The 21,992-nt window shown below is 38.0% G+C and carries 27 protein-coding genes; 21 read left to right on the forward strand and 6 right to left on the reverse strand.

All coding sequences use genetic code 11. The features are described 5' to 3' along the window. Positions 1 to 64 precede the first annotated feature (64 nt). The 4 genes from ACXAE4_RS04945 to ACXAE4_RS04960 all read left to right on the forward strand — a co-directional run bounded on the left by ACXAE4_RS04945 (position 65) and on the right by ACXAE4_RS04960 (position 2,965). Positions 65 to 988, forward strand: coding sequence for a PLP-dependent cysteine synthase family protein (locus tag ACXAE4_RS04945; RefSeq protein ID WP_028411670.1), 924 nt, complete (start codon positions 65 to 67; stop codon positions 986 to 988). 1 nt (position 989) lies between these two features. Continuing rightward, entirely contained in the window at positions 990 to 2,123 is a 1,134-nt protein-coding gene (locus tag ACXAE4_RS04950) for a bifunctional cystathionine gamma-lyase/homocysteine desulfhydrase (protein WP_028411669.1), read from the forward strand. 81 nt (positions 2,124 to 2,204) lie between these two features. Beyond that, the gene (locus ACXAE4_RS04955; RefSeq protein ID WP_028411668.1) at positions 2,205 to 2,435 is read left to right on the forward strand and encodes a YrhC family protein; all 231 of its coding nucleotides are present in this window, start codon (positions 2,205 to 2,207) and stop codon (positions 2,433 to 2,435) included. Between the two features lie 389 nt (positions 2,436 to 2,824). Beyond that, the gene (locus ACXAE4_RS04960; protein ID WP_014458165.1) at positions 2,825 to 2,965 is read left to right on the forward strand and encodes a YrzI family small protein; all 141 of its coding nucleotides are present in this window, start codon (positions 2,825 to 2,827) and stop codon (positions 2,963 to 2,965) included. A gap of 170 nt (positions 2,966 to 3,135) precedes the next feature. Here the strand turns inward: ACXAE4_RS04960 and sigK are convergent, their stop codons facing one another. After that, positions 3,136 to 3,864, reverse strand: coding sequence for an RNA polymerase sporulation sigma factor SigK (gene sigK / locus ACXAE4_RS04965; protein ID WP_013059268.1), 729 nt, complete (start codon positions 3,862 to 3,864; stop codon positions 3,136 to 3,138). A 216-nt stretch (positions 3,865 to 4,080) separates the two neighbouring features. Here sigK and ACXAE4_RS04970 point away from each other — a divergent pair, with 216 nt between their 5' ends. Next, positions 4,081 to 4,230 carry a hypothetical protein gene (locus ACXAE4_RS04970; protein ID WP_014458166.1) on the forward strand — a complete coding sequence of 50 codons (150 nt, stop codon included), beginning with the start codon at positions 4,081 to 4,083 and terminating at the stop codon, positions 4,228 to 4,230. 176 nt (positions 4,231 to 4,406) lie between these two features. On the opposite strand, the gene pssA is transcribed toward ACXAE4_RS04970, so the two are convergent. Next, positions 4,407 to 4,946: a CDP-diacylglycerol--serine O-phosphatidyltransferase gene (gene pssA / locus ACXAE4_RS04975; RefSeq protein ID WP_013059266.1), complete on the reverse strand. Its 540-nt coding sequence runs from the start codon at positions 4,944 to 4,946 to the stop codon at positions 4,407 to 4,409. 114 nt (positions 4,947 to 5,060) lie between these two features. Here pssA and ACXAE4_RS04980 point away from each other — a divergent pair, with 114 nt between their 5' ends. Then, positions 5,061 to 5,843, forward strand: coding sequence for a phosphatidylserine decarboxylase (locus ACXAE4_RS04980; protein ID WP_028411667.1), 783 nt, complete (start codon positions 5,061 to 5,063; stop codon positions 5,841 to 5,843). Positions 5,844 to 5,916: 73 nt separating this feature from the next. Here ACXAE4_RS04980 and ACXAE4_RS04985 read toward each other — a convergent pair whose 3' ends face one another. Next, the gene (locus tag ACXAE4_RS04985) at positions 5,917 to 6,057 is read right to left on the reverse strand and encodes a sporulation histidine kinase inhibitor Sda (protein ID WP_013059264.1); all 141 of its coding nucleotides are present in this window, start codon (positions 6,055 to 6,057) and stop codon (positions 5,917 to 5,919) included. Between the two features lie 549 nt (positions 6,058 to 6,606). On the opposite strand from ACXAE4_RS04985, the gene ACXAE4_RS04990 reads away from it, so the two are divergent. Genes ACXAE4_RS04990 through ACXAE4_RS05025 form a run of 8 tightly spaced genes read left to right on the forward strand, consistent with a single transcriptional unit; the run spans position 6,607 to position 11,699 of the window. Continuing rightward, complete coding sequence (locus ACXAE4_RS04990; RefSeq protein ID WP_013059263.1) at positions 6,607 to 7,119, forward strand: YqeG family HAD IIIA-type phosphatase; 513 nt, start codon at positions 6,607 to 6,609, stop codon at positions 7,117 to 7,119. A gap of 3 nt (positions 7,120 to 7,122) precedes the next feature. Next, positions 7,123 to 8,229: a ribosome biogenesis GTPase YqeH gene (gene yqeH / locus ACXAE4_RS04995; RefSeq protein WP_028411666.1), complete on the forward strand. Its 1,107-nt coding sequence runs from the start codon at positions 7,123 to 7,125 to the stop codon at positions 8,227 to 8,229. A gap of 19 nt (positions 8,230 to 8,248) precedes the next feature. Continuing rightward, positions 8,249 to 9,088, forward strand: a complete 840-nt coding sequence (gene aroE / locus ACXAE4_RS05000; RefSeq protein WP_028411665.1) for a shikimate dehydrogenase — start codon at positions 8,249 to 8,251, stop codon at positions 9,086 to 9,088. 18 nt (positions 9,089 to 9,106) lie between these two features. Then, entirely contained in the window at positions 9,107 to 9,406 is a 300-nt protein-coding gene (gene yhbY, locus ACXAE4_RS05005; protein WP_013059260.1) for a ribosome assembly RNA-binding protein YhbY, read from the forward strand. A 60-nt stretch (positions 9,407 to 9,466) separates the two neighbouring features. After that, complete coding sequence (locus tag ACXAE4_RS05010) at positions 9,467 to 10,039, forward strand: nicotinate-nucleotide adenylyltransferase (RefSeq protein WP_025750563.1); 573 nt, start codon at positions 9,467 to 9,469, stop codon at positions 10,037 to 10,039. Then, positions 10,026 to 10,598, forward strand: coding sequence for a bis(5'-nucleosyl)-tetraphosphatase (symmetrical) YqeK (yqeK, locus tag ACXAE4_RS05015; RefSeq protein ID WP_028411664.1), 573 nt, complete (start codon positions 10,026 to 10,028; stop codon positions 10,596 to 10,598). Before ACXAE4_RS05010 ends, yqeK begins: the two co-directional genes overlap by 14 nt. Next, on the forward strand, positions 10,591 to 10,944 hold the full coding sequence (rsfS, locus tag ACXAE4_RS05020; RefSeq protein WP_013085071.1) for a ribosome silencing factor: 354 nt from the start codon (positions 10,591 to 10,593) through the stop codon (positions 10,942 to 10,944). Before yqeK ends, rsfS begins: the two co-directional genes overlap by 8 nt. Further along, positions 10,941 to 11,699: a class I SAM-dependent DNA methyltransferase gene (locus ACXAE4_RS05025; protein WP_289578460.1), complete on the forward strand. Its 759-nt coding sequence runs from the start codon at positions 10,941 to 10,943 to the stop codon at positions 11,697 to 11,699. Before rsfS ends, ACXAE4_RS05025 begins: the two co-directional genes overlap by 4 nt. 40 nt (positions 11,700 to 11,739) lie before the next feature. Here ACXAE4_RS05025 and comER read toward each other — a convergent pair whose 3' ends face one another. After that, a complete protein-coding gene (gene comER / locus ACXAE4_RS05030; protein ID WP_025750559.1) occupies positions 11,740 to 12,570 on the reverse strand; it encodes a late competence protein ComER in 831 nt (276 codons plus the stop codon). Between the two features lie 96 nt (positions 12,571 to 12,666). Between comER and ACXAE4_RS05035 the strand changes: the two genes are divergently transcribed. The 3 genes from ACXAE4_RS05035 (at position 12,667) to ACXAE4_RS05045 (ending at position 16,320) form a co-directional block, all read left to right on the forward strand. Continuing rightward, entirely contained in the window at positions 12,667 to 13,302 is a 636-nt protein-coding gene (locus ACXAE4_RS05035) for a helix-hairpin-helix domain-containing protein (protein WP_028411662.1), read from the forward strand. Positions 13,303 to 13,392: 90 nt separating this feature from the next. Further along, positions 13,393 to 13,959: a ComE operon protein 2 gene (locus ACXAE4_RS05040; protein ID WP_028411661.1), complete on the forward strand. Its 567-nt coding sequence runs from the start codon at positions 13,393 to 13,395 to the stop codon at positions 13,957 to 13,959. Between the two features lie 69 nt (positions 13,960 to 14,028). Continuing rightward, positions 14,029 to 16,320, forward strand: coding sequence for a DNA internalization-related competence protein ComEC/Rec2 (locus tag ACXAE4_RS05045; RefSeq protein ID WP_289578459.1), 2,292 nt, complete (start codon positions 14,029 to 14,031; stop codon positions 16,318 to 16,320). A gap of 57 nt (positions 16,321 to 16,377) precedes the next feature. Here the strand turns inward: ACXAE4_RS05045 and ACXAE4_RS05050 are convergent, their stop codons facing one another. After that, entirely contained in the window at positions 16,378 to 16,512 is a 135-nt protein-coding gene (locus tag ACXAE4_RS05050; RefSeq protein WP_013059251.1) for a YqzM family protein, read from the reverse strand. Between the two features lie 327 nt (positions 16,513 to 16,839). Here ACXAE4_RS05050 and holA point away from each other — a divergent pair, with 327 nt between their 5' ends. Continuing rightward, positions 16,840 to 17,856 carry a DNA polymerase III subunit delta gene (gene holA / locus ACXAE4_RS05055; RefSeq protein ID WP_099331296.1) on the forward strand — a complete coding sequence of 339 codons (1,017 nt, stop codon included), beginning with the start codon at positions 16,840 to 16,842 and terminating at the stop codon, positions 17,854 to 17,856. A gap of 34 nt (positions 17,857 to 17,890) precedes the next feature. Here the strand turns inward: holA and rpsT are convergent, their stop codons facing one another. Next, entirely contained in the window at positions 17,891 to 18,157 is a 267-nt protein-coding gene (rpsT, locus tag ACXAE4_RS05060; protein WP_013085065.1) for a 30S ribosomal protein S20, read from the reverse strand. A 256-nt stretch (positions 18,158 to 18,413) separates the two neighbouring features. Between rpsT and gpr the strand changes: the two genes are divergently transcribed. From gpr to lepA, 3 genes are all read left to right on the forward strand, one after another. After that, positions 18,414 to 19,526 (forward strand): GPR endopeptidase, encoded by a 1,113-nt coding sequence (gene gpr / locus ACXAE4_RS05065; protein WP_028411658.1) that lies wholly within the window; start codon positions 18,414 to 18,416, stop codon positions 19,524 to 19,526. 84 nt (positions 19,527 to 19,610) lie between these two features. Continuing rightward, on the forward strand, positions 19,611 to 19,946 hold the full coding sequence (locus ACXAE4_RS05070; RefSeq protein ID WP_028411657.1) for a YqxA family protein: 336 nt from the start codon (positions 19,611 to 19,613) through the stop codon (positions 19,944 to 19,946). A gap of 128 nt (positions 19,947 to 20,074) precedes the next feature. Then, on the forward strand, positions 20,075 to 21,898 hold the full coding sequence (gene lepA / locus ACXAE4_RS05075; RefSeq protein WP_013059246.1) for a translation elongation factor 4: 1,824 nt from the start codon (positions 20,075 to 20,077) through the stop codon (positions 21,896 to 21,898). The last annotated feature ends 94 nt before the right edge of the window (positions 21,899 to 21,992 follow it).

Consider the following 21,992-nt stretch of genomic DNA (forward strand, 5'->3'; position numbering starts at 1 on the left):
ATCTTAATTCCTACTTTATTTATAGGTTAAGTTATATTATTTCGATAGCGAGGTGTTCAAGATTATGAAGGTAGTCAAAAACGTTCATGAATTGATTGGAAACACACCTATGATTGAGATTACACAATTTGATTTACCTAGGGAAATCAGGATATTTGCCAAGCTGGAATATGTTAATCCAGGAGGAAGTGTAAAAGATCGTTTAGGAAAAGAACTGCTGCAAGAAGCTCTTGGCTCTGGAAGACTGAAGCGAGGCGGAACGCTGGTTGAGCCTACTGCTGGGAATACGGGGATCGGGCTGGCTTTAGCTGCTCTTCAGTACGAAATAAACGTCATACTATGTGTTCCAGAAAAATTCAGTATTGAAAAACAGCAGCTTATGAAGGCTTTGGGGGCAACGGTGGTTCAAACGCCTACTGAAGCTGGTATGAAAGGTGCTATAAACAAAGCTCAAGAGCTGTTGCGTGAAATCCCTGGTTCTTATTGTCCTCAACAGTTTGCTAATCCGGCCAACCCTATGACTTATTATAAAACCTTAGGGCCAGAAATATATGAACAGCTTGATGGAAAAGTTGACGTGTTTGTAGCTGGAGCAGGTACAGGGGGAACATTTATGGGTACAGCGAAATTTTTGAAAGAAAAAAATCCTTCTCTAAAAACAGTCATCGTGGAGCCAGAAGGTTCAATTTTAAACGGGGGGAAATCCGGTCCTCACTTAACTGAAGGAATTGGAATGGAGTTCATCCCTGATTATATGGAGCGGTCTTATTTTAATGCTATTCATACTGTTGAAGATGTTTATGCTTTTCAAAGAGTGAAAGAGCTGGCTTTAAAAGAGGGGTTACTAGTAGGTAGCTCTTCAGGAGCAGCCTTTGAAGCAGCCCTGATCGAAGCAAAAAATGCAGAAAAAGGGGCTCATATCGTCACGATTTTTCCGGATAGCAGTGAACGGTACTTAAGTAAAAATATTTACAGTGGAGGAAGATAAGATGAAACGTAAAACACAGTTGATTCATGGTGGAATTGTTGGCGATGAACAGACGGGTGCTGTCTCTGTTCCTATTTATCAAGTGAGTACTTATAAACAAGAGGGAGCGGGAAAACATACGGGATATGAGTATTCGAGAACCGGTAACCCTACACGTCATGCCCTAGAAGAACTTATCAAAGAAATTGAAGGAGGATATGCTGGGTTTGCGTTTGGATCTGGTATGGCCGCTACTACTGCCGTGTTCATGCTATTTAACAGCGGAGATCATGTGTTAATTACAGATGACGTATACGGAGGAACGTATCGAGTGATCACAAAGGTACTAAGCCGTATCGGCATTGAGGCTACTTTTATTGATACAAGCGATATCCAAAATATCGAGAAAGAAATTCGCCCTAACACAAAAGCCATTTTTATTGAAACTCCAACGAATCCTCTTCTAAAAATTACTGACTTGCAGCATGCTTCTTCAGTAGCTAAACAACACCATTTACTTACCATCGTTGACAACACATTCAGTACGCCGTATTGGCAAAATCCTATCGAAAAAGGCGCAGATATTGTTCTGCACAGTGCAACTAAGTATTTAGGGGGACACAGTGACGTTGTAGCAGGGCTAGCAGTGGTGAATTCGCCTAAATTAGCTGAAGACCTTCATTTTATTCAAAATGCGACTGGAGGCATTTTAGGACCTCAGGATTCTTGGCTTTTAATGAGAGGGATTAAAACATTAGGAATACGAATGGAAGAACATGAATTCAACACGGGGAAAATAGTAGAATTTTTACTTGCCCATCCTGCTGTGGCAAAAGTATATTATCCAGGATTAAAAACCCACCCAAACCACCTCATTGCTAAAAAGCAAGCAAGAGGTTTTGGGGGAATGGTTTCGTTTGATGTGGGAAGCGAAGAGAAAGCGGAAGAAGTACTGAGCAAAGTGAAGTATTTTACATTAGCAGAAAGTTTAGGAGCCATCGAAAGCCTCATTTCCATTCCTTCTAAAATGACTCATGCTTCTATACCGAGCGACCGACGTAAAGAGCTAGGAATTACAGATGGATTAATTCGTATTTCTGTAGGTCTTGAAGATGTAGAAGATTTAATTGAAGACTTAGAAAGAGCATTGGAATAAAGGTGGTAAAAATAGGATTTTTATAGACCTATAGATCTATGATAGAGTAGAGTTATAACATTCTACTGAGAAGGTGATTGTATGAAAGCTCAACACATCAAAGCAAAAATTGAAGATTACAGCCGCTTTATTTACGTCCTTCTAGCCGTAAGTACATTCTTGTATATTGGTGTTATGATTGGCCAAGGTGAAAAAAGTGATATGCAGCTTGGAATAATGGAAGCAATCGTTATTCTTTTTACCGCCCTTGCTTTTTATTTTAGTTATCAAACTAAAAAACTAAAAAAAGAATTAATGAAAGAAAAAGAATAATAGATACAAAAAGGCGATGATCCATCGTCTTTTTTTTATGAGGGTTAAAAAAATAAAAAAATTCCCTATTTTTCAAAAAAACAGTTTACTTTTTATAAGTTCGTGGATATAATTACCATTGTAAGGAAAATACTTTATTAAAAGGAGGTCGAGTCATATGTTAAGACGTTTATCAGGTATGGATCATTCAGTTTGGGCTATGTTCAAAAATCGTCTATATATGTATACTATTCGGCCGTGTTCCTGTATCAAGTAACTTTCTTACCTTGATCGTTAAAACACGTTAATTCACCACAGGTGCGAATAGTAGCCCTGTGGTTTTTATTGTCTTTCAGCCACAGGATGCTTATGCATAACTGTGGTTTTTTTTGTATAAGGAGGTGATTGGAATGACACTGAATATTTTCTTTTTAACTATTACCATAAAGTCCCGTCAATACTCAGAGGAAGAAATTAAGCATGAACAGTATGTAAGACAATTAGAAGAAGAAATAAAAGACCGCAAGTATGAATTTTATCGTCATTTCTAATTTGAATAGTGGAAAGGAGTGGATGAATGATGATTAATCAAAAAGGATATATCGTTGTATGGCTGCTTGTGGAGAAAGATTCCACCTAAATGACTAGTAGGGGGAGTAATGATGTGTTTGCTGCGGATTATCATTTGGAAATTATTTTAAAAAAAGAGCGGAAAGAAGGATTAATTCTCCTTCTTTCCGCTCTTTTTTTTCTCTTTTTCGGCTCTGTAAAATTCGTGAAACATTTTCATCAGCGCTCGCTTTTCAATTCGCGAAACATAACTTCTTGAAATATTTAATTCCTTTGCAATTTCTCGCTGGGTTTTTTCATCCTGCAAATCCAAACCGAAGCGGCCAACAATTACTTCTTTTTCTCGATCATCGAGGATATCGATGTATTCTTTTATTTTTTCTAATTCCATATTTAGTTGAATCATATCAATTACATCGTCTGATTCTGATTTTAATACATCAATCAAACTGATTTCATTTCCTTCTTTATCCTGGCCAATTGGATCATGCAGCGACACATCTTTTTTTGTTTTTTTGAGCGCTCGCAAGTGCATCAATATTTCATTTTCAATACAGCGTGCGGCATAAGTAGCTAATTTTGTTCCTTTTCCTTGCGAATAACTTTCGATTGCTTTAATTAAACCGATTGTCCCAATTGAAATTAAATCTTCCGCATCCTCTCCCGTGTTTTCAAACTTTTTAACAATATGCGCAACGAGTCGGAGATTGTGTTCAATAAGAAGGTTTCGCGCTTCTTGATCTCCTTGTTCCATTAAAGATAAATATCTCTTTTCTTCAGCAGCAGACAAGGGTTGAGGAAACGCATTGTTTTTTACGTAGGAAACAAGGAAAACCAATTCTTTAAAGAAATAGCCTAGTGCGGTAAATAATGCAGACATCTCTTCACCTCCATAAGGGGATATCAACCTGTGAGAGACTAACATTACACTATATGTAAAAAGAAGGATGTCTTTGCCTGTACGTTTAAAATTCCCCCCAGGGACAAGAGAGTTTGAAAAAGTCCACAGATTTTTCTTTAGAGATAGTTACCAGCCTATACAGAGAAAAAGTATGTACATACGCTAGTAGTAGTTCATAGTGTAAGGAGGGAGAGTATGTACGGTTACGGAGGCTGCTGTTATCCTAATTATCCAGCTTACCCATGTGGAGGAGGGTTCGGCTGGGGACTTGGATTGTTGATTGTTCTATTTGTTCTGTTATTAATTTTCGGAAGCTTCTATTGGTTTTTTAGCTGCTGGTGTTAAAAAAAACTCATGCATGTGCATGAGTTTTTTTTAGATGACATATCCTACCGAATAGAACCATTCATTTTTAAGAATTCTTAAGGAATTTTCGCTTTGTTTCTTAAAGAAGATGATTTATTCTATAATTAAGAAAAGAAGCAAGATGATAATATTCCTTTGTAAAAGTAAATGGAGCTCTATACTTTTTTTAGCTTGAACGTACTAATCATCAAGCAAGCGAGTACGATAATTAAAAACATATAAAAGTGTGAAGGCAAATAAGGGACGCCCAAGTAGCTAAGAGTTAATAAACAACCTGCTGCGGTAATAGGGAGCCCTGTAAAATACCCAGTATTTTCTGTGATGTTAAAGCGGGCAAGACGAAGTGCTCCGCAAGCAATGTAACAGATGGTAACAATTGAACCTGCAGCACCAAAGTGAGATAAAATACTTTGATAAAGTAGTAGAGCTGGAGCGATGCCAAATGATATAATATCGCACATGGAGTCCAGTTGTTTTCCAAGTTCAGATTCAATTTGCAGCTTTCTGGCTACCATGCCGTCGAATCGGTCTGCTAACGCTGCTAAAAAAATTAGTAATAAACTTAAGTTCAATTCATTTTTCATGACAAATAAAATAGCAAAGCTTCCTAAACTTAAATTAACAATCGTTAAGGAGTTTGCCGCTTGGGATCTCAGCTTTTTAATTGTATGATCTAGATAGTCTAATAAAAACAATTTCCTCACTCCTTTAAAGGATGGAATGAACTAAAGGTAAAAATAATGGTAATTTCATTGTAGACGCAAACCTTATTCTAGTAAAGAACTATTCAGTATGTGGAGGTAAAATTATTGTTGCAGCACCTGTATCGAACGTTTATTGAGCTTACGAATCACCAGGGATCATCGAAGCTCATTCGAAAATTCACTTTCTCTAAATGGAGTCGGTTTATTATACCCTCCTATACAAAAGTTTTTAAAGTAAATAAAGAAGAAATGGACAAGCCTCTGCATCATTATCAAAACTTACACGAGCTATTTATTCGTCGTTTGAAGCCTTCTGCCCGTCCGGTCGATCAGCAGAAAGACAGCGTTGTCAGTCCTGTAGATGCAAAGATAGAAGCATATGGAGTCATTACGCCTCAAAAAGAAATGATTGTAAAAAACAAACCTTATTCTATACAGGAAATGGTTTCAAATGATCTCATTCTTGAAAAATATATAGAAGGACAGTTTATCATCCTCTATCTTAGTCCAAAAGACTATCATCGCATTCACAGTCCTCTTAAAGCACAAGTAGGGAATACGTGGACCGTTGGACAAAAGTCTTATCCAGTAAATTCATTAGGAATCAAGTATGGGAAAGAACCGCTTGTGAAAAATTTCCGGAAGCTCACGGAGTTAACATTTGAAAATGGTCACATGCTGATGGTAAAAGTAGGAGCCATGTTTATAAACAGCATTGAAGCGGTTTCTAAAAAAGAAGTAGTCGAAAAAGGGGAAGAAATGGCTTACTTCACGTTTGGCTCGACTGTCATTTTATTATTTGAGAAGAACTCAATCACTTTTGATTCTAACGTCCACTCAGGTTCTTACGTAAAATGTGGAGAACCAATTGCTCATTTGAAAAAATAGAGCCTATATAATAAAAGAGTAGATAGATAAATGAAGATGCAGCTTTCTTTTATTAAGAAGGCTCTTTTATTCGTTAAGAAGGAATTTGTATGCTAATCTTTAATGATCTTCTTTCAATTTCCTCTTCAATTAATTTTATAAAATCAGGGCTTAATTGCAGTTCGGTTGCTTTGCTGTATGACTCAATAAGCAGCTCATCTGATAATTTTCTCATAAGATTGCCGCCACCTCCTACTAAAATAAATATCCTAAAAAGTTATATTTAAATGCTAATAAATTCCTTATTTATAATCTAACATGAATCAAATAAAGGAACAATCGTTCTGTTATCCACAGCTTTCGGTGGATAAAATGTGGGTATGTTGTTTATAATTACCATTAATTGCTGAACTATAACAGAGGATAATGTGTATAACCTTATCCACATAGTTGGGGTTATCATTTTTTGTCGAAAACTTTTAACAGAATTTGTTTACCACTTACCCTATTTGATAAGTAATAAACGTTTTCTGCACTATTTTTTATTTTAAGTTTGCAGTGGGTAAATATATCGTAAGCTCACGAACAAATGGAGGTTTACTGCCTTTTGTCAATAACTTTCTGTATAAAGTTAAAGCATTCACAAGGCATATCCTTTATACTAAGAAAAGACCTGTTTTTGAAGAGAATAAAATTTTAGGTTGGAAAATAACAAGAAGTCGTTATAATGATAGACGGCGTTAATTTTAGTATGTAACTATATATTCGAGGTGCATGATACGTGTTGAAACTTTTTTTACCAAATGAACATGTGAAAAACGTGTTTCAAATTAAGCCAGACGATTTGAAAGAGCGCGGGATAAAAGGAATTATTACCGACTTAGATAACACGTTGGTGGAATGGGATCGCCCTGATGCCACTCCGGAATTAATTGAGTGGTTTCAGTTAATGAAAGATAGTGGAATTAAAATTACGATTGTATCGAATAATGTGGAGAAACGAGTCAAGCTGTTTTCAGATCCAGTTGGACTTCCATTTGTATATAAAGCACGCAAACCGATGCGTAAAGCATTTAGAAGAGCTCTTCGTGATATGGAGCTGCAAAAAGATGAGGTTGTGGTCATTGGCGACCAGCTTTTAACGGATGTATTAGGAGGAAATCGCCTAGGCGTATATACGGTTTTGGTTGTACCAGTTGCGCAAACAGATGGATTTGTAACGAAATTTAACCGTAAAATGGAACGAAGAATTTTAGGTTGGATGAAACGAAAAGGTATGATTAACTGGGAGGATTAAAACGTGAGTGAAGAAAAAATACAGTGCGTAGGATGCGGAGTGGAGATTCAAACAGAACGACCGAATGAACTTGGCTACGCTCCAAAATCAGCATTAGAAAAAGAAGCTATTATTTGCCAGCGATGCTTTCGCTTGAAGCATTATAATGAAGTACAAGATGTTTCCTTAACAGACGATGATTTTTTAAAAATCTTAAATGGAATTGGTCAAACGGACGGTTTGGTTGTAAAAGTTGTAGATATCTTTGACTTTAACGGCAGCTGGTTACCTGGTTTGCATCGATTTGTTGGAAATAATAAGGTTCTTTTAGTGGGAAATAAAGCAGATTTACTGCCGAAGTCTATAAAGAAAAATAAACTAATTCATTGGATGAAGCGAGAAGCGAAAGAGCTTGGCCTAAAATCAGTGGATGTGTTCCTCATGAGCGCGCAAAAAGGACAAGGAATTCGAGAAATTGCCGAAGCCATTGAACATTATCGCGAAGGTAAAGATGTATATGTTGTTGGATGTACAAACGTTGGTAAATCGACATTTATTAATGCCATTATTAAAGAAGTAACGGGAGAAAAAGATATTATTACTACGTCTCAATATCCGGGCACAACGCTTGATATGATTGATATCCCGCTTGATAACGGCGCGTCTTTATATGATACGCCTGGCATTATTAATCATCATCAAATGGCTCACTATGTAGATAAACGAGACTTAAAGTTAATTTCTCCTAAAAAAGAAATAAAGCCGAAGGTTTATCAGCTAAACGAAGGGCAAACGCTATACTTTGGAGGACTGGCGCGCTTAGATTATGTACAGGGAGGCCGCAAGTCGTTAACATGTTATGTATCGAATGATTTGCATATCCATCGTACAAAGCTTGAAAAAGCAGATGAGTTGTATGAAAAGCAAGCAGGTGAACTGCTTCAGCCGCCGCGCCCAGAGCAAATGAGTGAGTTTCCTGAACTTGTTGCACATGAATTTACAATCAAAAATGAAAAGACGGATATTGTTTTTTCAGGGCTTGGCTGGGTGACGGTTAATGAGTCAGGTTCAAAAGTTGTGGCGCATGCACCAAAAGGAGTCGGCGTATTTGTGCGCGATTCTTTAATTTAAACAAAAAGGGGAAAAAATCTTGAGTACATTATATGGGCTAGTTGGTTATCCGCTTGGGCATTCACTATCGCCATTGATGCAAAATGATGCCTTTAAACGTCTGAACATGGATGCGCATTATGAGGCTTTTCCAATTGAACCTGTTCATTTTGAGTCAGCTATTGGAGAGCTAAAAGATAAAAACATTCAAGGATTTAATGTCACGATTCCGTATAAAGTTGATATTATGAATCATTTGGATGAAGTCGATTCATTAGCAAAGGCAATTGGCGCTGTAAATACAGTTGTTAATCAAGATGGCCGTTATATTGGATACAATACCGACGGAGAGGGGTATGTGACTTCTTTACTCAAAGCAGTAGAAGGCGGCTTATCCCAAAAAAGAATTTTAATTATTGGAGCTGGAGGAGCTGCAAAAGCTATTTTTTATACAATTGCAGCTCAGCACGCTCCCGATGTAATTGCGATATGCAATCGTACCGTCGAAAAAGCAGCTTTACTAGCTAACGAGCTGCCTTTTTCGACGAAAACGGCGGCGATGTCTATTTCTGATGCGGAAAAACAACTAGATACATTCGATATTATTATTAATACCACTTCCGTGGGGATGTATCCTAACGTTGATGAGCTGCCTTTAGCACTTACTTTATTGCAAAAAGAAGCGGTAGTCAGCGATATTATTTACAACCCTTTAAAAACAAAGCTTTTGAAAGAGGCTGAAGCAAAAGGGGCAGGCACTCATAACGGTGTCGGTATGTTTGTACTGCAAGGTGCACTTGCATTTGAAAAATGGACGAAGGTCCGTCCTGACGAAGAGGCAATGGAACACATTGTTCTTTCAACACTAACTAAGAGATAAGATACAACGGAGGTTTTTATGTTAACAGGTAAACAAAAACGTTTTTTACGTTCAAAAGCACATCATTTAAATCCAATTTTCCAAGTAGGAAAAGGTGGAGTCAATGAAAATATGATTGGTCAAATTGCTGATGCATTAGAAGCAAGAGAATTATTAAAAGTAAGCATTCTGCAAAACTGTGACGAAGATCGTGACACGGTTGCTGCTCGATTAACAAAAGGAACAAAAGCAGAGCTTGTACAAGTGATTGGAAATACAATTGTGTTATATAAAGAATCACGTGAAAATAAGCAGTTAATGCTTCCAAAAGTGAAATGAAATAGAGCGGGGAAACCCGCTCTATTTAAAAATGAAGTAAATTAAAGGAGTCGGGGATTGTTGAAGAGTATTGGAATTTTAGGTGGAACGTTCAATCCGCCTCATTTGGGGCATTTAATGATGGCAAATGAGGTTTTGCATGCCTTGAAATTAGATGAGATATGGTTCATGCCGTCATATATTCCACCTCATAAAACAATCAAAGAGCCTATTGAGCCATATCATCGTTTACAAATGCTAAAGCTAGCTATTGAAGAACATGATCAATTCACCCTGCAGCCGATTGAATTTGAGCGCAAAGAGCCTTCATATACATATGATACGATGAGAATACTAACAGAGAAATATCCAACGTATCAGTTTCATTTCATCATTGGTGCTGATATGGTAGAATATTTGCCGAAGTGGTATGAAATTGATGAATTAGTCAATTTGGTTACATTTGTAGGTGTAAAGCGCCCGGGGTATACCATTACGTCCCCTTACCCGATAAAAGAAGTAGAAGTTCCGCAGTTTGATGTCTCCTCTTCCTTTATTCGCGAACGAGTAGTAAAGAAAGAAACCATTCGTTATTTTATACCTGCTGGTGTTAAACAATATATCGAGGAGAATCAATTATATGAATCGAACTGAGGCATTAGAAATCGTAAAGAAACAGTTAACAGAACGTCGTTATATTCATACTGTCGGGGTAATGGAAACAGCAATTGAATTAGCTAAACGTTTTGAAGCAGACGAAAAAAAAGCAGAACTGGCTGCTATTTTTCATGACTATGCCAAGTTTCGTCCAAAGGAAGAGATGAAGCAAATTATTATTGATCAAAACATGAACCCTTCTTTATTGGAATACAATACCGAATTATGGCATGCTCCAGTAGGCGCGTTTTTAGTGAGAAATGAAGTAGGGATTACGGATAAGGAAGTATTGGATGCAATTGCTTACCATACATCCGGAAGACCTGGCATGACGTTACTTGAAAAAATTGTGTACGTTGCTGATTATATTGAACCTGGAAGGAGATTTCCAGGTGTTGATGAAGTGCGGGAGTTAGCTAAAACCGACTTAAATGCAGCACTTATTCAATCATTAAAGAATACTATTTCTTTTTTAATGACCAAACATCAGGCCGTTTATCCCGATACGATGATGACATATAATGATTTAATCTTAGGAGGTCAAACACATGACTGAACGTGAATTGCTATCTCTTGTTGTAGAAGCAGCCGATGATAAAAAAGCAATCGATATCGTAGCGTTAAATATGGAAGGAATCTCACTTGTGGCAGATTATTTTGTTATTTGTCACGGTAACTCAGATAAACAAGTGCAGGCAATTGCTCGTGAAATTAAAGAAAAAGCACACGAACAAGGCATTTCTGTGAAGCGTTTAGAAGGGTTTGAGCAGGCTAAGTGGGTGCTTGTTGATCTTGGAGATGTTGTGGTTCACATTTTCCATAAAGATGAGCGCGGATATTATAACTTAGAACGCTTATGGGGAGATGCACCATTTGTAAGTTCAGAAGAGCTACAGCTATGAGCAGGTACGGAGAATTTGCCTACGTATATGATCAGCTAATGGCAGACGTTCCGTATGACGATTGGGCTGAATTTTTTAATCAGCAGGTGGCAAAAGCAAAAACAAAGCCTAACAGTATATTAGACCTTGCCTGCGGCACGGGAGAACTCTCCGTTCGATTTGCAAAAGAAGGTTTCTCCGTAGTCGGCGTTGATTTGTCTGATGATATGCTTATGGTAGCTCAAGAGAAGGCAGCAGAAGCAGGGGTAACGCTATCTCTTTTTCAGCAAAACATGGCGGAACTTGAGTTATTGAAAGAGTTTGATTGTGTAGTAATCTTTTGTGATTCTTTGAACTATTTGCAAAGTGATAAAGAAGTTCAAGAAACCATTCAACGTGTATATAAACACTTAAAACCAGGTGGGCTCTTTATATTTGATGTTCATTCAGTGCATAAGATGAAGGGCGTATTTGGAAATCAATCTTTTTCTTATGTAGATGAAGACGTGTCATATATTTGGAACTGCACCTATGACGATACAGACATGCGTGTAGAGCATGATATTACGTTTTTTGCTTATGATGAAGAAATCGATGCATATCATCGCTTTGATGAGGTGCATGCTCAGCGCACTTGGTCGATTGACCATTATCAATCATGGTTGAGCCAAGCTGGTTTTATAAATATAGAAGTAAGTGCAGATTTCAAAATGAGTAAGCCTACTTCAAACAGTGAGCGCATCTTTTTCTCTGCGCAAAAAAAAGAAGCCGAGTAGAGGCTTCTTTTTTTGTTTCAAAGCAGGATTTCTACAGAAATTATGGAATAAGACTATCAAACTGATTGTGAACAAGCTCAATGTCTTCGTCAAATTTTTCGTGTGTTTTTTGAAATACGTGCACAAACATCTCTCCGAGTTCAGCTTCTAAAACTTTAATACCTTCTCCGGTTACACCGCCTTTTACGCATACTTTATCCTGCAAGGTAGGAAGCGTAAATATTTCTTTTTCCAACAGTTTTCCCATTCCAATAATCATATCGCTGGCCATGACGGTAGCTTCTTCTTCAGAAATATTTGTTTCTTGAACTGCTGCATCAATAAAGCGTTGAAGCAAAAAGCTGAAGAATGCAGGACCGCAGCTTACGATATCGGATGATACGCGGGTAATCGTTTGATCAATAGCCACAGGCTTTGACATAGATGAAAATAATTCATGTAAATAATTTTGGTAAAAAGGCGTACATCTTTCTCCAAACGTGAAAAGAGAAACACCTGCTAATGCCCGATTCGTAATGCTAGGGATAATTCTAGCTGCTTGACTCGGAATGAGGCGTTCGATTTGTTCCACGCTAATTGGACTGGTAATGGATACAATGCAGTGATCTTTCGTTAGCAGTGGTTCTAATTTTATTAAAAGGGGGTGAATATCCAATGGCTTAACACAAATAAAAATGACTTTGGATGCGTGAACAACTTCTTCAGCTGTATCAGCAACATGAATTTTTTTATGCTGCTGTTGAATCTCTTTGGCCCTTTTTTTTGTACGATTCATAATAGTAATTTTAGAAGGACGTACGGCTTTTGATTCAATAAACGCATCAATTAATATTTTCCCCATGTTTCCTGTTCCGATAAACCCTATGTTCACTGATTCATTCCCTCCTTCAAAAGCCTTTTCTTCTAAACACTATGAAGACGTAATGGAATTTATGACGTTACTTCAAAATTCAAAGGAGTGTACAAGTTGACTTTTTCAAAAAAACAATGGCTAATTGGGTGTATTTGCTTAGCAGTTGGGTTGGCTTTTTATATCTATCGCACAGGCGGAGAGAAACCGGAAAGTTCTCTTCAAACCTCAGATATAATCAAGGCAGAATCTTCTGGTACAAAAAAAGAAGGAGAGTCGTCTAATCAAGTAATTTCAAGCCAAGATTCCCCGTTTGTGATGGTGGATATTAAAGGAGCTGTTCAGAAGCCTGGTGTATACCAGCTTCCGAAAGATGCAAGGGTAAAAGATGCTCTAGCACAAGCCGGAGGCGCTACGAAAGAAGCGGACTTAAGACAGCTCAATTTAGCTAGCAAGCTACAAGATGAAATGGCTGTGTATATTCCAGCTGCTGGAGAAGAAATCCCCCCTTCATCTCCAGTTTCTTCAATTTCTTCCTCAGGAACTTCAAATGATCAGCCTCTTGTTAATATCAATACAGCGAACACTGATGAACTGCAAACGTTAAATGGCATTGGACCTTCAAAAGCCAGTGCCATCGTTTCATATCGAGAGGAAAATGGCTTGTTTCAAACAGTAGAGGATTTGGGAAAAGTATCAGGTATTGGCGAGAAGTCGCTAGAAAAAATCAAAGCTCAAATTACGGTACAGTAGAGACTTATTGACGAAAAAGGAAAAAAAACGCTACACTATGAAAGAGAAAAGTATCATTATTCAGTTTTAAATAAAAAGGCAGGGAATGAGATGAACCGGATTTCATGGGATCAATATTTTATGGCACAAAGCCATTTGCTAGCTTTAAGAAGCACTTGTGAACGTCTGGCTGTTGGAGCTACAGTGGTGCGTGATAAACGTATTATAGCTGGAGGATACAACGGTTCAATCAGCGGAGGCGTGCATTGTGCTGACGAAGGCTGCTATGTAATTGATGGCCACTGCGTAAGAACTGTCCATGCAGAAGTGAATGCACTCTTGCAGTGTGCTAAGTTTGGTGTAAAGACAGAAGATGCGGAAGTATACGTCACGCATTTTCCTTGTTTAAACTGCTGTAAAGCTCTTATTCAAGCGGGAATTAAAACAGTATATTATGCTAATGATTACAAAAATCATCCGTATGCTGTTGAGTTATTTGAACAGGCGGGAGTGAAAACAGCAAAAGTTGAACTTGATGAAGCAATCATTGACTTAAAAAGTAAAGAGAAGCTTCAATTTGTAACGGATGTTCTCGCTCGTTTAGAAAAAAGCGGAGCTGACGAAGCAGAAGTGATGAATTTACAGCGTGAAGCTCTCGCTTTGTTTACGGCAAATTAAAGGTAAAAGAGGTTTTTTACTTGGTAACAGTAAGAAGCCTCTTTCTTTTAAGGAAGAAAGGAGCTAAAAGTGAAAGGATATTATATTTACTGTGCTTTTAGCATGATGCTAGCCTTATATGTATATGATAATCATTCCGCTGTAAGCCTGTTTTTGCTAATCGTGCTTTTCATTTTTCAATGGCTACAATGTCCGAGGAAAGTGGTTATTGCTTCTGCACTGTTGAGCGTTTTGTGCGTCTACCTATTAGCTGAGGCAAATAACCATAACAAAACGGTTCTTTTAGCTGAATCTTCTACTTTTATAGGCGAAATTTCATCTGTTCCGCATAGTGACGGCGACAAGCTTACTTTTAAGTTTACGGTTCAAAATGAAGAAGTCATGGCTTTTTATAAACTAAAAACGCTGGAAGAGAAACAGCAGCTCGAAAAGCTAACGATTCATCAAGTTTGTCAACTAGCAGGGCAATTAACTTCTCCTTCAGCTGCTCGCAACCTTCATGCATTTGATTATCAGCAATATTTATACCATCAGTCTATTCATTGGCAGCTTAACGTCAAGAGACTTGATTTGGCAAAATGCCAGCTCCCCACCTTAACTCCACTTACGTACCTTACCTTTATTCGTCAAAAAGGAATTAATTATATTCAACAAAACATGTCGGATCCAGGCGCTGGATTTATGCAGGCACTAATTTACGGCGAGCGTACTGGGATCGAAGAAGAGAGTATCAAGCGCTATCAGCAATTTGGTTTAATACACTTGCTTGCCATATCAGGTCTTCATGTTGGACTGCTGACAGCGATGTGTTTTTATTTGCTTATTCGGATTGGAATAACGCGCGAGCGAGCCATTATGCTTTTACTTTTGCTTCTTCCTGTATACATGGTTTTGGCCGGTGGCAGCGCTTCAGTTGTCCGAGCTGTTTTTATGAGTATGCTGATGCTTATATCGATAAAAATACAAAGAAAAATTCTTTTGGTTGATAGCATCAGCCTTGCTTTTATGAGCATGCTGCTTTTCAAACCGTACTATTTATTTGATGTAGGATTTCAGCTTTCTTTTGCCGTTAGTTTTGCCTTGATTTTATCGAGTCAGACAATTTTACCTCGTTTTCATTCTTCTTTCAGCCAGCTCATGGCTGTTTCAGCGATTGCACAAGTCAGTTCACTTCCTTTATTGTTGTACTATTTTTATGGAGTATCTCTCCTCAGTTTGCCATTAAATATGGTTTTTGTACCGTTGTTTTCTCTTGTTGTATTACCTCTTTGTTTGCTCATTCTTTTTGTTCGTATCATCTTGCCGGGAGTGAGTGAATTGCTGGAGCAAATTCTTCATGTTCTTTTACTTGCTTGTGAAAAATTGCTTGATTTTTTTGAGTGGATTCCCGCTGATTTCGTAACGGGAAAACCCCATATTTTGCTGTTTTTGGGCATGTACCTATGCATTTATGCTTTATTTGTGGCGGTCGAAGAAGGGAAATTTTTCGTTCGCTATATGTTTCTTCTCGCGGCATTGTTAGCCGCACAATGTATGTATCCTTATTTGAATCCAAAAGGAACGGTCACAATGGTCGATGTAGGACAAGGAGACTGCTTTATCATTGAGCTTCCTTATCGAAAAGGCGTGTATATGATCGATACCGGAGGAACCGTTTCATTTCCAAAAGAACCATGGCAAAAACGCCTTTCTTCTTTTGACGTGGGAGAAGACGTACTTGTTCCCTTTTTGCATTCAAAAGGAATGACAAAGGTAGATAAAATGATTATTACACACGGCGATTATGATCACGCAGGGGCGGCACAGCATTTATTTTCACAAGTGGCTGTCGGAGAGCTGGTGCTTGGGAAAAAAGCCGAATTAAATGACGTAGAGACTGGCTTGGTGATCGCTGCTCAAAAACAAAGCGTGCCTGTTCAAATTGTTCAACAAGGAGATAGCTGGCAAGAAGGAGGTGTCTTATTTCAGGTTATTTCTCCCACAGGTTTCGAAGAAACGAGCAACAACGGCTCAATTGTAATAGACGCTAAGTTAGGAAATTTAAGATGGCTATTCACCGGAGATTTAGAAAAGGAAGGAGAACAAAGAATATTGAAAGACTTTCCCAACCTTAAAGCAGATGTATTAAAAGTGGGTCATCATGGCAGTAAAACCTCAACTTCAGAAGAGTTTGTTCAACATTTAAACCCTAAAGTAGCGCTTGTTTCAGCGGGGCAAAAAAATCGTTATGGTCATCCTCATCAAGAAATATTAGAGCTTCTGAAAAGCTACGGGGTGTATATTTACCGAACGGATGAAGATGGTGGGGTAATGTATGAATTTACAAAAAAGTCAGGAACGTTTTCGCAGCAACTTCCATAGTCTATAGTAAGAAAAACGAACTGAAAAAGACTGCTAAGAAGCAGCCTTGAAGCAATTTTACGAACCCAAGTAGTGAATCACAGTTGCAATAACAAATAAGGCAGTGAAAAAGCCAAATGAAACACCAAATCCTACGGCAGAATCGACAGCGTCGTTGCGTTTACTTTGGACACTTTCTTCAAATTGGTTCATTAACACCCCTCCTGTTTACAGTATAATCTAACTTTTTTTAAAAATCTAGACAATTTAAAAGCGTTTTCACAAACTGACAACAGTTAACAACTATACTTTATGAGCATGAGGAGAAAATAGAGATAAGGGTTTAATCATTAACAAATAAGTAACCTAGGGCTTATATTGTTGATGTTTATCATAAACTGAGGAATTGTCGTTTTAAGACAATTCCTTTTGTATTGTTGCCAAAAACTCATAACACCTTTACGATAGAAATTGTATTTTGTTTATCAGTAACTATACATAATCAATATAGATGAATAAAAAAAGAGGAGCGTATATACGTTGGCAGTTGATAGCTTAAAAAGTATTACCAAAAATAATATCGCCCCCGTTTATTTAATACACGGGGTTAATGCATTTATGAGTAAAAAGATTAGAGATAAAATCGTCGACTATACGTTGAATGAAGAAGATAAAGAATTTAACTTGTCCCTATACGATTTAGAAGAGACATCGATTGATCAAGTTCTAGAAGATGCTGAAACGCTTCCTTTTTTAGGAGACAAGCGTGTAGTGGTTGCGAAAAATGCAGCATTTTTAACGGCTGAAAAATCAAAAGATAAAGTTGAGCATGATCTGGCAAAACTTCAGCAATATGTCGAACAGCCCCCGTCTTTTTCAACGTTAATTCTTCTAGCCCCTTATGAAAAGCTGGATGAAAGAAAAAAAATAACAAAATTATTAAAAAAACAAGCAGCTTACATCGAAGCGAACGAATTTGGTGAAAAAGAAATGAAGCAGTGGATTCATAATTTGCTTTCAAAAGATGGAGTGAATATGGATGAAGATGCTGAAACGCTGCTTATTCAGCTTGTGGGGCTTAATGTAACGCTCGTGACAAATGAAATTGAAAAAATGGTGTTATACGTTGGACAAGGAGGAGTCATTACAAAAGAAGTGGTGCTTAAGCTTGTGGCAAAAACGCTTGAACAAAACGTATTTACGCTTATTGATGCTGTTATTCAGCGAAAGGTTTCTATCGCTTTAAATATGTATCAGGATTTGCTGCGTAACAACGAAGAGCCTATTAAAATTTTATCTTTGTTAGCGACGCAGTTTCGTTTAATTTATCATACGAAGCAGCTGTCTAGTCAAGGGTACGGTCAGCAGCAAATTGCTCAAACGATTAAGGTTCATCCGTTTCGTGTGAAAATCGCTTTGCAGCAGAGCAGAAGTTTTGAGGAACAGCAGCTTAAAGGAATTTTAAAGGATTTAGCAGAGGCAGATTATGAAATGAAGACGGGAAAAATGGATAAAGCGCTTATTTTACAGCTGTTTTTATTAAAAAGAGCGCAATAAAAAAACGATCCTAATGGGATCGTTTTTGTCTCAATTATGCAGATAAACCGTTAAGTTTTACTGCTAAGCGAGATTTTTGACGAGCTGCAGCATTTTTGTGGATAAGACCAGATTGTGCGGCTTTGTCTAATTTTTTAGAAGCAACAGCAAATGCTGCTTTTGCGTTATCTACATCGTTGTTTTCAACTAAAGCTTCAAAGTTTTTGATTGCAGTACGCATAGCTGATTTAGCTTGAATGTTATGAGCACGGCGAGCTTCAGTAGTTTTTACACGTTTGATAGCTGATTTAATGTTTGGCATCCGTTTCACCTCCCGAAATGATAACAATCGAGATTATATAGAACTCGACATTCTTCACAATAAGAACAAAAGATATTTTATCAAACACAAGGACAGAATGCAATAGCCTTGACAAGGAATTTTATATGACAGACCTCTCTTTAAAAGCTTGTAGCTGATATTGCGCCCTTCCTTCTACTTTTCGTTTCTTAAATGCATGAATCTGCCAGTCCTCGGTGACAATAATTTCAACAAAGATTGTCTAGGAGGTTAAGAAATGGAAAAAGAACTTGATTTAAGTCAATATAGCGTGCGCACGGATCTAGCTGTCGAAGCAAAAGACATAGCGTTAGAAAATCAGCCTAAACCGAATAACCAGTCAGAAATCAACGGCGTAATTGTAAAAGAAAAAGAAGAACAAGGTGTCAAAATTTCAATGGTAGAAATTACGGAAGAGGGCGCAGAAGCAATCGGTAAGAAAAAAGGCCGATATGTAACCCTTGAATCGGTAGGCATTCGCGAGCAGGATACTGAAAAGCAAGAGGCTATGGAAGAAGTATTTGCTAAAGAGCTGAATTTTTTTATTAAAAGCCTCAACATTCCAGATGATGCTAGCTGTCTTGTAGTGGGTCTTGGAAACTTAAGTGTGACACCAGATGCGCTTGGACCAAAGGCAGTAGATAATTTGTTGATTACAAGACATTTGTTTGAGTTACAGCCTGAAAGCGTGCAAGATGGCTTTAGACCCGTTAGCGCCATTGTTCCGGGAGTAATGGGAATGACGGGTATTGAGACAAGTGATATTATCTTTGGCGTTGTAAAGAAAGTGAATCCGGATTTTATTATTGCAATCGATGCGCTGGCCGCTCGTTCGATTGAACGGGTAAATGCTACCATTCAAATTTCAGATTCAGGTATTCATCCTGGGTCTGGGGTTGGAAACAAGCGCAAAGAAATCAGTTATGAAACACTTGGCATCCCAGTTATTGCAATAGGTATTCCAACGGTGGTGGATGCTGTGTCCATTACAAGCGATACAATTGACTTTATCTTAAAACATTTCGGCCGAGAAATGAAAGAGCAGGGAAAGCCGTCTAAGTCGCTGCTTCCGTCCGGTATGACGTTTGGAGAAAAAAAGAAGCTCACGGAGGATGATTTACCCAATGAAGAGCAGCGTCAAACGTACCTCGGTATGATTGGCACTCTTCCCGATGAAGAAAAAAGACGTCTTATTCATGAAGTGCTTGCACCTTTAGGTCATAATTTGATGGTTACACCAAAAGAAGTGGATATGTTTATTGAAGATATGGCTAATGTAGTTGCAGGAGGACTTAACGCTGCTTTGCATCATGAAGTGGACCAAGAGAACTTTGGGGCATATACTCATTAATACGCTTTTAGATGAATGAGTTCTTCAGAATATAGTCATAATGGTTAGTACTACAGAAGATAAAGAAGTAAGGGGCCTAATAATATGATTAAATTTACTTTAAAATCAGTAGTGCTAACTATTTTTTTACTGTTCGTCGTATTTTTAGGAATGCAGACGGCTCAGCAAGGGCTGATTAAAATGAAGGGATATAATGATCCTTCGATTGAACATGTTATTAATGTGTCTAAAACGTCAGATGGTCAGGTGGAAGCTGCTGTTTTAGGTTCAAAAAAAGTTGTGAACATTGATGAAAAACAGCAGCTTTTAGAAAAACGAAAAGCTTTTAACTTTTTCTCCTCGCTAGGTCAAAGTCTAGCGGAAGGCGTGAAAAGTACAATAGGAAAAGCTTTTAAGGCTATCCATCATCTTCTTAATTAAAAGCAGAATCTCTTTCTGCTTTTTTGTATGGAAAAATCCCCAATGGAATGCTTATTGAATGTTGACGAATGTGTTGTTATAATTTAGTTTAGTGTATTTTGCCGATTTTCAGTAGGAGTGAAAAAAATATGGATAGAGAAGCAAGATTGAAACGACAATCGAAAATCAGAAACTTTTCGATTATTGCTCATATAGACCACGGTAAGTCAACATTAGCAGACCGTATTTTAGAAAAAACAAATGCGTTAACACAGCGAGAAATGAAAGCTCAGCTTTTAGATTCGATGGATTTAGAACGTGAACGTGGAATTACCATTAAATTAAATGCTGTGCAGCTTCAATACAAAGCAAAAGATGGAGAAGAGTATACTTTTCATCTAATTGACACACCGGGACACGTCGATTTTACATATGAAGTGTCGCGAAGTTTAGCCGCGTGTGAAGGTGCTATTCTAGTAGTAGATGCAGCTCAAGGTATTGAAGCTCAAACACTAGCAAACGTATATTTAGCGCTTGATAACAACCTTGAAATTTTACCTGTCATTAATAAGATTGACCTGCCGAGCGCAGAGCCAGAGCGAGTGCGCCAAGAGGTTGAAGACGTAATTGGATTAGATGCGTCGGAAGCTGTATTAGCTTCAGCTAAAGCAGGAATTGGAATCGAAGAAATTTTAGAACAAATTGTTGAAAAAGTTCCTGCTCCTGAAGGGGATCCAGATGCACCGCTTCAAGCGCTAATCTTTGATTCATTTTATGATGCATACCGAGGTGTAGTTGCATCTATTCGTATCGTACAGGGACGAGTAAAAGTAGGCGACAAAATTAAAATGATGGCAACAGGAAAAGAGTTTGAGGTAACGGAGCTAGGTGTGTTAACGCCAAAAGCCGTTGCTAAAGATGAACTTTCTGTTGGCGACGTAGGGTTTTTAACAGCAGCTATTAAAAATGTTGGAGATACGCGAGTAGGGGACACGATTACTCTTGCCAAAAACGGAGCAAGTGAACCTCTTCCTGGCTATCGTCGTCTGAATCCAATGGTATACTGCGGACTGTATCCGATTGATACAGCGAAGTATAACGATCTTCGTGAAGCACTAGAAAAGTTAGAGCTAAATGACTCCGCACTTCAGTTTGAGCCAGAGACGTCTCAGGCCTTAGGGTTTGGTTTCCGATGTGGATTCTTAGGACTGCTTCACATGGAGATTATCCAAGAGCGTATTGAGCGTGAATTTAAAATTGATTTAATTACAACAGCTCCAAGCGTTATTTATGACGTATATTTAACAGACGAGACTCATCTGTCTGTAGATAACCCTTCTAATATGCCGGATCCACAAAAGATTGAACGCGTGGAAGAACCGTATGTGAAGGCCACAATGATGGTACCAAACGATTATGTTGGTGCTGTGATGGAGCTTTGTCAGAAGAAGCGAGGCAACTTTATTGATATGCAGTACTTGGATGCTAATCGCGTGAGTATTGTATACGAAATTCCGCTGGCTGAAATTGTATATGATTTCTTTGATCAACTAAAATCAAATACAAAAGGCTACGCGTCGTTTGACTACGAGCTTATCGGATATCAGCCTTCGAAGCTTGTGAAGATGGATATTCTCTTAAACGGTGAAACGGTCGATGCGCTGTCCTTTATCGTTCACAGAGATTCAGCTTATGATCGTGGTAAAGTCATTGTAGAAAAGCTTAAAGAGCTTATTCCACGTCAACAGTTCGAAGTGCCGATTCAAGCGGCAATCGGTCAAAAAATTGTGGCGCGTTCAACAATTAAAGCCATTCGCAAAAACGTTTTAGCAAAATGTTACGGAGGAGATATCTCTCGTAAACGTAAACTTCTTGAAAAACAAAAAGAAGGTAAAAAACGTATGAAGCAGGTCGGTTCTGTTGAAGTACCGCAGGAAGCATTCATGGCTGTGCTTCGCATGGACGAAGATTAATAGCTGAAATTCTATTATTTAACATGTCAAATTAGTTTTGAAAATGAAGCGAATCTGATACGATAGTAAAGAGTTTTGAGCGCTGTAAATAAGT

The sequence above is a fragment of the Priestia sp. ABM2_011 genome (genome assembly GCF_056158845.1).